The organism is Diaminobutyricibacter sp. McL0608 (assembly GCF_039613825.1).
GTDB lineage: Bacteria > Actinomycetota > Actinomycetes > Actinomycetales > Microbacteriaceae > Diaminobutyricibacter.
On sequence record NZ_CP154826.1, the window covers coordinates 692,996 to 705,447 of the forward strand.

General features: G+C 67.4%; 14 protein-coding genes and 1 tRNA gene. 9 read left to right on the plus strand and 6 right to left on the minus strand.

Annotated features, from left to right (window positions below; translation table 11 throughout):
• Positions 1–49 precede the first annotated feature (49 nt).
• Both AAYO93_RS03260 and AAYO93_RS03265 read left to right on the plus strand, forming a co-directional pair.
• Positions 50–814 (plus strand): ABC transporter permease, encoded by a 765-nt coding sequence (locus AAYO93_RS03260; protein WP_345763585.1) that lies wholly within the window; start codon positions 50–52, stop codon positions 812–814.
• A gap of 36 nt (positions 815–850) precedes the next feature.
• A complete protein-coding gene (locus AAYO93_RS03265) occupies positions 851–1,288 on the plus strand; it encodes a VOC family protein (protein WP_345763586.1) in 438 nt (145 codons plus the stop codon).
• Between the two features lie 18 nt (positions 1,289–1,306).
• On the opposite strand, the gene AAYO93_RS03270 is transcribed toward AAYO93_RS03265, so the two are convergent.
• The 4 genes from AAYO93_RS03270 to AAYO93_RS03285 all read right to left on the minus strand — a co-directional run bounded on the left by AAYO93_RS03270 (position 1,307) and on the right by AAYO93_RS03285 (position 5,323).
• On the minus strand, positions 1,307–2,119 hold the full coding sequence (locus AAYO93_RS03270) for an ABC transporter permease (RefSeq protein WP_345763587.1): 813 nt from the start codon (positions 2,117–2,119) through the stop codon (positions 1,307–1,309).
• Positions 2,116–2,997: an ABC transporter ATP-binding protein gene (locus AAYO93_RS03275; protein ID WP_345763588.1), complete on the minus strand. Its 882-nt coding sequence runs from the start codon at positions 2,995–2,997 to the stop codon at positions 2,116–2,118. Before AAYO93_RS03275 ends, AAYO93_RS03270 begins: the two co-directional genes overlap by 4 nt.
• A gap of 197 nt (positions 2,998–3,194) precedes the next feature.
• Positions 3,195–3,737, minus strand: a complete 543-nt coding sequence (locus tag AAYO93_RS03280; RefSeq protein ID WP_345763589.1) for a hypothetical protein — start codon at positions 3,735–3,737, stop codon at positions 3,195–3,197.
• Positions 3,734–5,323, minus strand: coding sequence for a PspC domain-containing protein (locus AAYO93_RS03285; protein WP_345763590.1), 1,590 nt, complete (start codon positions 5,321–5,323; stop codon positions 3,734–3,736). The genes AAYO93_RS03280 and AAYO93_RS03285 overlap by 4 nt, the downstream gene beginning before the upstream one ends.
• Before the next feature lie 113 nt (positions 5,324–5,436).
• On the opposite strand from AAYO93_RS03285, the gene AAYO93_RS03290 reads away from it, so the two are divergent.
• On the plus strand, positions 5,437–6,639 hold the full coding sequence (locus tag AAYO93_RS03290; RefSeq protein ID WP_345763591.1) for an ATP-binding protein: 1,203 nt from the start codon (positions 5,437–5,439) through the stop codon (positions 6,637–6,639).
• Positions 6,636–7,364 carry a response regulator transcription factor gene (locus tag AAYO93_RS03295; RefSeq protein WP_345763592.1) on the plus strand — a complete coding sequence of 243 codons (729 nt, stop codon included), beginning with the start codon at positions 6,636–6,638 and terminating at the stop codon, positions 7,362–7,364. The genes AAYO93_RS03290 and AAYO93_RS03295 overlap by 4 nt, the downstream gene beginning before the upstream one ends.
• A 20-nt stretch (positions 7,365–7,384) precedes the next feature.
• Here AAYO93_RS03295 and AAYO93_RS03300 read toward each other — a convergent pair whose 3' ends face one another.
• Positions 7,385–7,945, minus strand: coding sequence for a hypothetical protein (locus AAYO93_RS03300; protein WP_345763593.1), 561 nt, complete (start codon positions 7,943–7,945; stop codon positions 7,385–7,387).
• Positions 7,946–8,295: 350 nt separating this feature from the next.
• Positions 8,296–9,495, minus strand: a complete 1,200-nt coding sequence (locus AAYO93_RS03305) for a pyridoxal phosphate-dependent aminotransferase (protein WP_345763594.1) — start codon at positions 9,493–9,495, stop codon at positions 8,296–8,298.
• A 216-nt stretch (positions 9,496–9,711) separates the two neighbouring features.
• Between AAYO93_RS03305 and AAYO93_RS03310 the strand changes: the two genes are divergently transcribed.
• The 5 genes from AAYO93_RS03310 to rplA all read left to right on the plus strand — a co-directional run bounded on the left by AAYO93_RS03310 (position 9,712) and on the right by rplA (position 12,434).
• Positions 9,712–9,784, plus strand: a tRNA-Trp gene (locus tag AAYO93_RS03310).
• Between the two features lie 42 nt (positions 9,785–9,826).
• On the plus strand, positions 9,827–10,099 hold the full coding sequence (gene secE / locus AAYO93_RS03315) for a preprotein translocase subunit SecE (RefSeq protein ID WP_345763595.1): 273 nt from the start codon (positions 9,827–9,829) through the stop codon (positions 10,097–10,099).
• 100 nt (positions 10,100–10,199) lie between these two features.
• Entirely contained in the window at positions 10,200–11,126 is a 927-nt protein-coding gene (gene nusG / locus AAYO93_RS03320) for a transcription termination/antitermination protein NusG (protein WP_345763596.1), read from the plus strand.
• Positions 11,127–11,225: 99 nt separating this feature from the next.
• A complete protein-coding gene (gene rplK / locus AAYO93_RS03325; protein ID WP_345763597.1) occupies positions 11,226–11,657 on the plus strand; it encodes a 50S ribosomal protein L11 in 432 nt (143 codons plus the stop codon).
• An 87-nt stretch (positions 11,658–11,744) separates the two neighbouring features.
• On the plus strand, positions 11,745–12,434 hold the full coding sequence (gene rplA, locus AAYO93_RS03330) for a 50S ribosomal protein L1 (protein WP_345763598.1): 690 nt from the start codon (positions 11,745–11,747) through the stop codon (positions 12,432–12,434).
• Positions 12,435–12,452: the final 18 nt, after the last annotated feature.

The window sequence follows — 12,452 nt, forward strand, 5'->3', positions numbered from 1 at the left end:
CAGCCTGAGCACGACGCGCACGAGCATCCCTTCGACAAGGAATTCCCCCATGACCTTCGCACGACAGACCTGGATCATCTTCCGCCGCCAGATGCGGCTGGCCCTGCGCAATCCGGCCTGGGTGATCATCGGGCTCGCCCAGCCGGTGCTTTACCTGGCACTCTTCGGGCCACTGCTGGTTCCGCTCGCAGCACAGATCGGCAACGTCAACGCCTACACGTTCTTCGTGCCCGGCCTTCTCGTACAGCTCGGCCTGTTCGGCGCGCTGTTCGCCGGTTTCGGCCTGATCTCCGAATGGCGCGAGGGAGTCGTCGAGGCCGAACGGGTCACCCCCGCGAGCCGCACGGCCCTCCTGCTCGGCCGGGTGGCTCGCGACATCGTGCTGCTCACGGTGCAGGGCATCCTGCTGATCGCGCTCGCGTTCCTGTTCGGCCTCACCGGCTCGATCCCCGGAATGATCTTCGGTCTCATCCTCACGATGCTGCTCGGCGGCGCATGCTCGGCGTCGTCGAACGCGCTCGCGCTCTCGACGAAGAGCGAGGATGTGCTCGCGCCCGTGCTCAACAGCATCGCGCTTCCGGTGCTGCTGCTCTCGGGCATCCTGCTGCCGATCAGCCTGGAGACGGGTGCACCGCAGTGGCTGGTCACCGTCAGCAATTTGATGCCGATCAAGTACATCGTCAATGCGATCCGCGAGGCGTTCAAGGGCGACATCGCGACGCTCACGACCTTGTGGGGTGTGCTCTGGACGCTGGTGCTCTTCGCCGCCGGGCTCTGGATCGGCACGCGAACGTTCCGCAAGGACAACGCCTGAGCGAGCTGATCGGCCCGGCTCGATAACATCCAACGTATGGCCATCAAACTTGAGAACGTCGGCATCGCTGTTCGCGACCTCGAAGCAACGATCTCCTTTTTCACCGACCTCGGCCTCACGGTCATGGGCCGTGACACGGTCAGCGGCGAGTGGACCGACACTGCTGTGGGCCTCGATGGAAATCACGCCAAGATCGCGATGCTCCAGACGCCGGACGGTCAGGGGCGCATCGAACTCTTCGAGTACATCCATCCCGATGCGATCGAGACGGAGCCCACCCGTCCCAACGAGATCGGGATGCATCGCGTCGCCTTCTCGGTCGACGACATCGACGAAGCCCTCGAGATCGCCGCTCGGCACGGATGCCATCCGCTTCGCGGAGTGGCGACATACGAGGACATCTACAAGCTCAGCTATGTCCGAGGCCCGAGCGGCATCATCGTGATGCTCGCCGAGGAGCTGAAGAAGAGCTGAAGAAGAGCTGACGGCCGCCTAGGTGTCTTTGCGGATCCAGCGGAACGTCATCCGGCACGCGATGATGCCGACGACCAGCCAGATCAGCAGCACGATGGCGGTCCAGCCGTGCTGCCAGCTGCCGCTCGGCTCGATCGCTTCGAAGTTGTCGGGAAGGAAAACGCTCCGCATCCCCTGCGCGATCCATTTCAGGGGAAAGATGCTCGCGATGTTCTGCAACCAGGTCGGCAGCAGGTTGAACGCCAGGTAGACGCCCGAGATGAACTGCAGCACGAGCACGATCGGGATGATCACGGCCGTCGCACTGCCACCCGACCGCGGAAGGGACGACAGCGCGATCCCGAGTACCGCACACGTGATGATCCCCAGCAGGTACACCCATACGAACGTGAGCCATTTCGCCGGATCGGTCGGCAGTGCCACGTTGAATGCGAATCTCGCCATCACCAGCAGCAGCGCGATCTGCAGCACGCTCGTGGCCAGCACCTGGCCCATCTTGCCGATGAAATAGGAGATCACCGGGAGGGGAGACCCGCCGAGCCGCTTGAGGGTTCCGTCACCCTTCTCGCCGGCGATGTCCACGGCGAGGTTCTGCACCCCGCTCAGCAGGATGCCCGCGGCGATCATGGCGGGAAGGTAGTAGGCGGCCTGGGTGATCCCGCCCGATCCATCCGGGTTCTCGCCGACATTGCCGAGCCCCTGGAACGCGACCGAGAAGATCCCGAGCATCACGACAGGGAAGAGGAACGTGAAGAAGATCGTGTCGCCCTGCCGGAAGTACACGCGCGTCTCGTAGCCGACGCGCCTGGCGCCCAGAACGAGGGTTCTCATGCGGCGACCTCAGCATCCTTGACGAGTTCGAGGTAGATGTCCTCCAGGCTCGGACGGATGACTTCGAGATCGCGCGGCTCGCCGGTGCGGGCGACGAGCGCCGCCACGACCGATGCCGGCTGCTCCGTCCGCTCCTCGTGCTGCTCGCCGTTCGCATCCCGCCAGCGCACGATCGGGACGCGTGCAGCCGACCCTCCGATCTCGTCGACCGCGCCGATGTCGACGAGCTGACCATTCGCGATCACGGCGACCCGGTCGCTGAGCTGCGCAGCCTCATCGAGGTAGTGGGTGGTGAGCAGGATGGTCGTCCCCTCCCGCTTCAGGCTCCGGATGAGCTCCCAGAACTCGCGCCGCGCCTCCGGGTCGAAGCCCGTCGTCGGTTCGTCGAGGAACAGCATCTCGGGCCGACCGACGAAACCGAGCGCGACATCGACTCGCCTGCGCTGGCCGCCGGAGAGGTTCTTGATGCGCGTCTTCGCCTTCTCCGTGAGTCCGACCGCGGCGATCACCTCGTCGACATCGCGCGGATGCGGGTAGAGGCCGGCGAAATGCGTCAACTGCTCGCGCACGGTCACATCTCCCGACTCGCCGCTCGACTGGAGCACGATGCCGAGGCGGGCCTTCCACGCGACGCCGCCGCGGTGAGGGTCGAGGCCGAGCACCTGGGCGCTCCCGCCGGTGCGGTCGCGGTAGCCCTCGAGTATCTCGATCGTCGTGCTCTTGCCTGCTCCGTTCGGCCCGAGGAGCGCGAAAGTCTCACCGCGCGCAATGTCGAAGCTGACCCCCTGGAGGGCGGTGAGCGACCCGTAGGCCTTGCGCAGGTCGCGCACGGAGACCGCTGCGTCCGGGTCGAGGGCGGCACTGGCGTCAGCGGTCATGGGTCCATGATGCCCTGCCACGCCTCGGCCGCCTAGAGTCCCGCGGGTCTGCGGCAGTTCGTCACGTCTGCACCCCGCTCGCCCCGCCGCAGTCGTTACGGAACGCAGCAGACAGCGGGGGCCGCCCGGCGGAAGCGCCGGGCGGGGGCGCGAGCGGCAGCTGCGAGGGTCGACGGCGGCCGGCAGCGCCCGCCCGGTCAGGCGTCGAGACGGCGGCGCTGGGCGCGACGGATCAGTGCGAGCACGGCGAGGAGCAGGATGAACACCCCGACGACGAGCACGGACAGGATCCAGAACGCGCCGGGTGTCAGCGTCGAGGCCCAGTCGGAGAGTGCCAGCCGACGTGCGGGCGAGCCGACGATGGCGAGGGTCGTCGCAGCGATCCCCGCGATGATCAGCCCCCAGACGATCGCGGCCCAGCGGGTGCGCGGGCGACCGTAGTGGGCCGCGACGGCGCCGGTACCGACCGACGGGGCGTCCGTGGTGATCGTGATACTCCAGGGCGGCGTGGGCGGCGTGGGCGCGGTCGCGGCGGCCTCGCGGGTGTCCGACACACGAGGCTCGGTTCGGGGAGCGTCTGTCGCTGCAGTGTCAGCCTCAACGGTGTCGGCCGCGGCATCCAGCACCTCGGTGTCGTCCGCATCCTCGGTCGTCGCGTCCGCCGCCACCGCATCCGCCGCCGCCACCGCGTCCGCCGCCACCGCATCCAGCGGTACCGTCTTGTCGTCGTTGTCGCTCATCCCTGTACTCCTGTCGGCTCCTGGTTGCGTTGCAGCTGCACTTCGCCGCCGGTCTGTTCGATGCGCACGATGACGTCGGGCGTGCTCTTCGGGCCGTCGACGAAGTCGTAGGTGCACGCTCCGCCCGGCGTCCGCACACACGCCGGCACCGTGACCGATCCCTGGCCTTCGACGAACGAGTAGACGCTCGCGCCGCGCAGCACCAGCTCCATCCGGATCGTCGTCTTCGCATCCGTGACCACGTAGGTGGTCCCCGGTCCCTTCTCGAGGTCGATGACCGGCGTACCCGGCGCGCCGCCCGCGGTCGTCGAATCGACGAGAAGCGTCGTGTCGCCGACCGGCTGCGCATACGAAGCGGATGCGGTGGGCGCCAGCCACGCGCCGACCGGCTGGAGCACCAGCTGGCGGTCCCGCGGGATGAAGGCGGTCGTGAGTGTCGCGACGAGGAGCAGGATCGAAAGGAATCCGAGGAAGCCGCTCCGCCTGCGGAGGGCTCCCGCGAGCACGCCGGCCAGCCCGAACACGATCGTCGCGGCGGCGAGGGATGCGGTCAGTTCGTACCCGTCGAACTCCGGTCGTGTGCTCACGACGATCGCGGTGACGGCGGACACGATCAGGGCCAGTCCGATCGTGGCGAACACGTAGGCCGCGCTGGTGCGGGGGTTCGCGAGCCGGTACTCCCGGCGCCGCGCATCCGCTTCCACCGCGTAGGCCTGTGAGCGGGCCCGGTTCTCAGCGGCGCGCTGGGCCCGGATCGCCCGCATGTCGGCGTCGTGCCGGGCCTTCCACGCGTTGTGCTCCACCTGCCAGGCGGCGTGACGGGCCTTCCAGGCGGCGTAGTCGTCGGTGGGGGCGCCCGTCGGAGGAGCGGGAGGCTCGGTCGGTTCCGCGGTCGTGTCCACGACAGGCGGCAGAGGGATCGTCGCGGCAGTTGCGGCGACGGTCGCCGCCCTCGCAGCCTCGGTCGCCGCGCCCGCTCCATCCGCGGAGGTCGTCGACCCGGCCGAAGCCGGCGATCCGTACCCTGGGCCGGCGGAACCCGCGGAAGCCGTTCGCGGGTTCTGTGTCGAACCGCCGGCCCAGGGTGGCAGTTGGGCCCCGCGCGCCGCCCAGACGACGAACGCGACGATGAGGCCGATGATGAGGAGGGTCCAGAGGGAGCGGCCGATCGCCTCAGGCCAGGAGGGCGCGCCCCAGAACTGCGCTCCGGCCCACCAGATTCCCTGCGTGAAAGGCAGGAAGGAGACGAGCGCGAGCACCCCGATGCCGATCATCGCGTTGTCGAATTCGCCGCGTACCAGCTTCTCGGCGTGGATGGTGTCGTTGCGGTCCGGCAGGAGTGCCCACGCCGCCGCGTAGAACAGGGCGACCGGGGCGCCGAGGACGGCGGCCACCACGGCGATACCGCGCACGATCAGCGGGTCGATCCCGATCCGGGCCGCGATGCCGGCGCAGACGCCGCCGATCCAGCCGTCGGTGCGGGGGATGCCGAGGCTGCGCATCCATCCGAAGAAGCGATTCGAGCCGGGTCCGGCCCCGGTGGCCGGTCCGGCTGGAGGTTCCGGCTGAGTCTGCTGCTGTGACATGTCTCGATGCTCCCGCCGGCGCGCACCCCCGCGCTATGGGGTATCACCCTGAGCGAACCCTGAATCCTTCCCGTGCGGGTGCCGACGGCGCGGAAACCTGCTTGGATTCTGACGTGACCCAGACATCGGCCCGAAGCGCATCCGCGCGTGGGATGCGCCCCCTGGCGCGCCCGCGCGACTGCCTCCTCGGCGGCGTCTCGGTCGCGCTCGCCGACCACCTCGGCTGGTCGGTGGCCGTGGTGCGCTGGAGTTTCGTGGCGCTTTCCTTCGCGGGTGGTGCGGGCATCCTGCTCTACCTGTGGCTGTGGGCGCTGACCCCGCTGCGCGAACCGGACCCGGAGGCGCCGGATGCGACGACCATCCGCCGTCGGGTGCCGGTGGCATGGCTGCTGGTCGCGCTTGCTGCGGTGAGCGGGATCGCGGGAGTCGCCGCCGCCGCGCTGAACGGGTCAGGTCAGAGTCTCGTCGTGGCAGTGGCCGTGATGGTCGCGCTCGCCGTCGCCGCTGTGGCCTGGGATCAGTTCGCGGACGGCAGCGATGTCGCGCCCCGTCAGGCATCGTCGACCGCACTGCGGGTGACGGCCGGCGCCTTCCTCCTCGCCATGGGCGCGGTGCTGACGGCGGGAGCGGGGCGGGCGGACTCCGGCTGGGTGTGGTTGTTGGTGATCGTGACGGTGTTCGCGGGGGCGGCTGTGCTGCTCGGGCCGTGGGCGATCCGGCTCTGGCGGGAGCTCATCGCTGAACGGACCGCCCGGGTGCGCGAGGAGCAGCGCGCGGAGATCGCCGCCCACCTGCACGACTCGGTGCTGCAGACGCTCGCGCTCATCCAGAACCGCGCAGGCGCATCCAGTGAGGTCGCGCGGATCGCGCGTGCCCAGGAGCGGGAGCTCCGCGACTGGCTGTACGCGGGTGCGGAGGCGCCGAATCGCGACCTGGCCACCGAGATCCGTGAGTTCGCCGCGGCGGTCGAGCTCGACCATCCTGTGCGCATCGAGGTGGTCGCCGTCGGCGAGCCGGTCGACTCCGTCACCCCGGAGCTTGCGGCCGCCGCCCGTGAGGCGATGCTGAACGCCGCGCGCCACGCCGGCGGCGACGTCGCGGTCTACCTGGAGAACTCGGCAGCGGCGGTGGACGTCTTCATCCGCGACCGGGGGCCCGGATTCGACCTGTCGGCCGTGCCGGAGGACAGACTGGGGGTGCGCGAATCCATCATCGGGCGCATGCGGCGCGCCGGGGGGCAGGCGACGGTTTCGAAAGGCGCAGGCGGCACAGGCACGGAAGTGCACCTGCACCTCGACCACGGGAGTGAGACATGAGCGAGCCGGAGACGCCCGCAGCGGGCGAGGCGGATGCGTCGGAGCCGTCGGAGCGGTCCGAGCGGTCCGAGCGCGAACCGATCACGGTCGTGATCGTGGACGACCATTCGATCTTCCGGTCCGGACTGCGCGCCGACCTCGACCATCGCCTCGTCGTGGTGGCTGAGGCGGCGGATGTGGATGCTGCGGTCGCCGCCATCGTCGCGTCGCGTCCGGCCGTGGTCCTGCTCGACGTGCACCTGCCCGGTGGGGGTGGAGGCGGGGGCGCCGAAGTGGTGCGGCGCACGATCGGAGACTTTCCCGAGACGCGTTTTCTGGCGCTGAGCGTGTCGGATGCGGCCGAGGATGTCGTGGGCGTCATCCGGGCGGGCGCCCGCGGGTACCTCACCAAGGGAAGCTCCGGAGATGACGTCAGTCGCGCGGTCGTGGCGGTCGCGAGCGGAGACGCCGTCTTCTCGCCCCGGCTGGCCGGCTTCGTCCTCGACGCGTTCGGCGCCGCAGCGGGGGAGCAGGCGGAGGCGGTGGATGAGCTGGACCGGCTGTCGGCGCGGGAACGCGAGGTGATGAGACTGATCGCACGCGGCTACGCGTACAAGGAGGTCGCAGCGGAGCTGTTCATCTCGGTCAAGACGGTCGAGACCCACGTGTCCGCAGTGCTGCGCAAGCTGCAGCTGTCGTCCCGCCACGAGCTGACCGCCTGGGCACTGGAGCGCAAGCTCCTCTGACCGGTCGCTTCGGCCAGTCGTCACCAACGCCCCAACTTCGCGTCCATTTCGGGGACTTCGTGACGACTGGGTGCGGTCGCAAGGATGGAGCGGATACGGGCTAGGAGCTGATCGGGGTCGCGCATGTCGTCGGCGCCGATCTGTACGATCGTCCATCCGTCTGCCTGGAGTCGGATCGCACGTGTCAGGTCGTGACGATATTGAGCGCGGAATCTGTGGCCGGATGACGTCGTGATCGGCTGATTCACGGATAAGCCGGAAAGGCCTGCCCTGACGAGCACGAGCCGCAGCATCGATTCCTGCGGCGACTCGGATCGGTCATGGAGAAGCTCGTAAGCCTCTCGGAGGCGTACCCGACCTCTCGAGCCGCGCCACGACAGTATCGCGGAACCAAGTTCGTCGAAGGTGATCAGCCCCCGCGTCGAGTGGATGATTCGGTCGCCCGCCGCGACGAGTGAGCCGACGTCGAGCAGCGCACCCAGCTCGCACCAGGTGCGCGCAGGGCAGCTGACGGGAATGCCCTGAACAGTGGTCAACTCTTCCTCGTGGAACTGCACGGAGTGTGCAACGACGCCTTTCACCCGAGGCGCCCTCGACGGTTGTGGAACCGAGATGTGAAGACGAGGATCCGTCGCGAACCGGAGCGGTGGCGCGGATGCGCACGCCGCGAAACGGTCGGCGCAGATCTCTGCCCTGCAGTCGTCGCTCGCTCAGGCCATCATCCCGTCCCGCGCGCAGGGCAAAGGGCCCATGTTTCAGGTGATCGGGGAGCGGCGTCCGGCGAGGCATACCGTCCAGCTTGCCGCCCTCGGCGACGTCTCAGCCCTTATCCACATCCTCACCCCCGACCGGTTAATCGAGTCGTCAGCAACCGACCGATGCCTCACGCGGGTCGGGGAGTTGGTGACGACTCGACCTGCGGCAGCTGGGGCTATGCGAAGAGGCGCTGCAGCCGGCGCACGCCCTCGAGCAGCTCGTCGTCGCCGAGTGCGTATGACAGCCGCAGGTAGCCGGAGGGGCCGAACGCCTCGCCGGGAACCGTCGCGACCTCCGCCTGCTCGAGGATGAGGTCGGCGAGCTCGAGCGAGGTGGTCGACGTCACGCCGCCCCACGTGCGTCCGAGCAGGCCCGAGACGTCGGGGTAGACGTAGAACGCGCCGAGCGGGGTCGGCGTGACGACACCCTCGATCGCGTTCAGCTCGGCGACGATCGTCTTGCGCCGCCGGTCGAACGCGAGACGCATCTGCTCCTCGGCCTCCTGCGGGCCGGTGAGGGCTTCGAGTGCCGCCCGCTGCGAGATGTTCGACACATTGGACGACAGGTGCGACTGCAGGTTGCCGGCCGCTGCGATCACGTCGGCCGGGCCGACCATCCACCCCACGCGCCAGCCCGTCATCGCATACGTCTTGGCGACGCCGTTGACGAGTATGGTGCGGTCGGCGAGTGCGGGCACGGCCTCGACGATCGACACCGCCTTCACGCCGTCGTAGGTCAGGTTCTGATAGATCTCGTCGCTGATCACCCAGAGTCCGTGCTCGTCGGCCCACTCGCCGATCGCCTTCGTCTGCTCCGGGGTGTAGACGGACCCGGTCGGGTTCGACGGGGAGACGAAAAGCAGCACCTTCGTGCGGTCGGTGCGAGCGGCCTCCAGCTGGTCGACGGTGACCAGATAGTCCTGGTCGGCCCCGGCGAAGACGTCGACCTGGGTGCCGCCGGCGAGCTTGATCGCCTCGGGGTACGTGGTCCAGTAGGGGGTCGGCACGAGTACTTCGTCGCCCGGGTCGAGCAGCGTCGCGAAGGCCTGGTAGACCGCCTGTTTGCCGCCGTTGGTGACGACGACCCGGGAGGCCGCGACCTCGAGCCCGGAGTCCCGCAGGGTCTTGGCCGCGATCGCCTCACGCAACTCGGGCAGTCCTGCAGCCGGCGTGTAGCGGTAGTTGCGGGGATCGCGAACGGCGGCCAGCGCCGCCTCGACGATGTTGTCCGGTGTGACGAAGTCGGGTTCGCCCGCCGCGTAGCTGATCACGGGGCGGCCCTGCGCCTTCAGCGCTTTGGCCTTCGCGTCGACCTTGAGGGTGGCGGACTCCGCGATGGAGCCGATTCTCTTCGAAATTCGTGGTGATCCGGTCACCGTTCCAGCATAGGGTGGACGATGGATGCGCGGCCGGGGCCCTCGACTTTACAGTGCTGCAAGCGTCACCTACACTTGGTCGAGGTAGTTGAAATCTGCCATGCTTTTTTGCGCCCTTTTTTGGCAGAGCAACGCGTTGCTCCGTAAGAAACCTCGGAGCTTCTTCGAGTAGCCTGAGCCTGAGACGAGCGTAAGAGTGTGTCGCGTTTCTTCCCTAGGGCGGTGGCTCAATTGGTAGAGCAGCGGTCTCCAAAACCGCAGGTTGCAGGTTCGAGTCCTGTCCGCCCTGCAAGTCGGCATTTACATGTCGGCCCACGAAAGGTGTAACTAGGTGGCCCGAAAAGTTATCGACGAGCCGAGCGAGGAAATCGTCGCAAACGCGAAAAAGGATCGCGCTGAGAAGCGTGGACCTTTCGCGCGGTTCGCCCTGTTCATCCGCCAGGTGATGCTGGAGCTGAGAAAGGTCGTCACGCCCACCCGGCGCGAGCTGCTCAGCTACACGGGTGTCGTGCTGGTGTTCGTGGTCATCATGATGGCGCTGGTATCACTGCTCGACTGGGTCTTCGGGCTCCTTGTCGTGTGGGTGTTCGGTAACCCGACGTAGCCGTCACGCGTCACCGGAGCTTCCGGTGGCGGTGCCTGATGCAACAGCGCCGGATGCACGAGGGGCTGCATCGGCAAACAAGAGAAATGGAATGAATTCAGTGTCTGAGACAAATCGCGACGACGTGGACTGGGCGACGGCAGCCGAGCAGTCCTCCGAAGACGATGAGGCGCAGACCGGCAACGTTCTGGCCTCGCAGGAGGACTCGGTCGACGCGGCCGAGCACGAGGCACTCCACGTCGTGGCCGAGGACGGCACCGAGATCGATCTCGACGCCGTACTCGACGCCATGGCAGAAGCTGTCGACCCCGAGGCCGACCGCGTCGTGGACGAGGCACTCGAAGTCGACTCCGCCGAAGAAGCCGAGGCGGCCGTCGAGGCTGTCGAAGACGAAGAGGCCAGCCCCGCAGACCCGTATGACGACTTCCGTGCCGAGCTGCGCAGCAAGCCCGGCAAGTGGTACGTCATCCACTCCTACGCAGGCTTCGAGCGCCGCGTGAAGTCGAACATCGAGAACCGCATGGTGTCGATGTCGATGGAGGACTTCATCTTCCAGGTCGAGGTTCCGATGGAAGATGTCGTCGAGATCAAGAACGGCCAGCGCAAGATGGTCAACCGCGTGCGCATCCCCGGCTACGTGCTGGTGCGCATGGACCTCAACGAGGACAGCTGGTCCGTCATCCGCCACACTCCGGGCGTCACCGGCTTCGTCGGCAACTCGCACAACCCGACCCCGCTGCGTTTCGAAGAAGCGTTCTCGATGCTGAAGAGCCTGGTGCAGATCCAGGAGGCTCCGGCCGCGAAGGGTGCAGGCGCCAAGGGCGGCAAGACTGCGGCACGTGTCATCCCCGCCGAGATCGACTTCGAGATCGGCGAGACGATCACCATCAAGGAAGGCTCCTTCGCCGGTCTTCCCGGTTCGATCAGCGAGATCAAGCCCGAGAGCGGCAAGCTCACCGTGCTCGTGTCGCTCTTCGAGCGCGAGACCCCGGTCGAGCTCAGCTTCGACCAGGTCACCAAGCTCTAACACGATTTTCAGTTCACCGGGTCTCGGAAAGGCCGAGAAACCGGGAGAGCGGACCGGGTTCGCCCGTGAAGCTCGAATACCCACAAAGAAGGAAGAAACATGGCACCGAAGAAGAAGGTCACTGGTCTGATTAAGCTTCAGATCAATGCCGGCGCCGCCAACCCTGCACCGCCTATCGGCCCGGCGCTCGGTCAGCACGGCGTGAACATCATGGAGTTCTGCAAGGCGTACAACGCGGCCACCGAGTCGCAGCGCGGCAACGTCATCCCGGTTGAGATCACCGTTTACGAGGACCGCTCGTTCACGTTCATCCTGAAGACCCCGCCCGCCGCCGAGCTCATCAAGAAGGCTGCAGGAGTCGCCAAGGGTTCCGGCACGCCGCACACCGTCAAGGTCGCGAAGCTCAGCCAGGAGCAGGTCCGCTCCATCGCCGAGCAGAAGATGGTCGACCTCAACGCGAACGACCTCGACGCAGCGTCGAAGATCATCGCAGGCACCGCCCGCTCCATGGGCATCACGGTCGAGGGCTAAGCGCACACCGCTTTCCCTCCCACCAGGAAACACGTGGCAGAGCCAGCCAGGCTCATCCAGACCACAATCTCGAATCAGGAGAAACAAATGGCACAGAAGTCCAAGGCTTACCGGGCCGCGGCCGAGAAGATCGAGCCCGGAAAGTACTACACCCCCAGCGAAGCTGTCGAACTCGCACGCGAGACCGGCTCCGCCAAGTTCAACTCGACCGTCGAGGTCGCACTCAAGCTCGGCGTCGACCCGCGCAAGGCGGACCAGATGGTCCGCGGTACCGTCATTCTTCCTCACGGTACCGGCAAGACCGCGCGCGTCATCGTGTTCGCCACCGGCCCCGCGGCCGAAGCGGCCATCGCTGCAGGCGCTGACGAGGTCGGCGGCGCCGAGCTCATCGAGAAGGTCGCCGGCGGCTACACCTCGTTCGACTCGGCTGTCTCCACCCCGGAGCTCATGGGCCAGGTCGGTCGCCTCGGTAAGGTCCTCGGTCCCCGTGGCCTCATGCCGAACCCGAAGACCGGTACGGTCACGCCCGACGTCGCGAAGGCCGTCTCCGACATCAAGGGCGGAAAGATCGAGTTCCGCGTCGACAAGCACTCCAACGTGCACTTCGTCGTCGGCAAGGCGGGCTTCACCGCCGAGCAGCTGAACGAGAACATTCGCACCGCACTCGAAGAGGTCGTTCGCCTGAAGCCGTCGTCGTCGAAGGGCCGCTACATCCAGAAGGGCGCCGTGTCGACCACGTTCGGCCCCGGCATTCCGCTGGATGTCAACGCGATCTAGTCGCACCACGCCGTGAAG

What these genes read in the sequence shown, in the direction of transcription:
- AAYO93_RS03275 (WP_345763588.1), bottom strand. Translation starts at nt 2,997, where the DNA reads ATGACCGCTGACGCCAGTGCCGCCCTCGACCCGGACGCAGCGGTCTCC.
- rplK (WP_345763597.1), top strand. Translation starts at nt 11,226, where the DNA reads ATGGCACCGAAGAAGAAGGTCACTGGTCTGATTAAGCTTCAGATCAAT.
- AAYO93_RS03280 (WP_345763589.1), bottom strand. Translation starts at nt 3,737, where the DNA reads ATGAGCGACAACGACGACAAGACGGTACCGCTGGATGCGGTGGCGGCG.
- AAYO93_RS03265 (WP_345763586.1), top strand. Translation starts at nt 851, where the DNA reads ATGGCCATCAAACTTGAGAACGTCGGCATCGCTGTTCGCGACCTCGAA.
- AAYO93_RS03295 (WP_345763592.1), top strand. Translation starts at nt 6,636, where the DNA reads ATGAGCGAGCCGGAGACGCCCGCAGCGGGCGAGGCGGATGCGTCGGAG.
- AAYO93_RS03285 (WP_345763590.1), bottom strand. Translation starts at nt 5,323, where the DNA reads ATGTCACAGCAGCAGACTCAGCCGGAACCTCCAGCCGGACCGGCCACC.
- AAYO93_RS03260 (WP_345763585.1), top strand. Translation starts at nt 50, where the DNA reads ATGACCTTCGCACGACAGACCTGGATCATCTTCCGCCGCCAGATGCGG.
- AAYO93_RS03270 (WP_345763587.1), bottom strand. Translation starts at nt 2,119, where the DNA reads ATGAGAACCCTCGTTCTGGGCGCCAGGCGCGTCGGCTACGAGACGCGC.
- rplA (WP_345763598.1), top strand. Translation starts at nt 11,745, where the DNA reads ATGGCACAGAAGTCCAAGGCTTACCGGGCCGCGGCCGAGAAGATCGAG.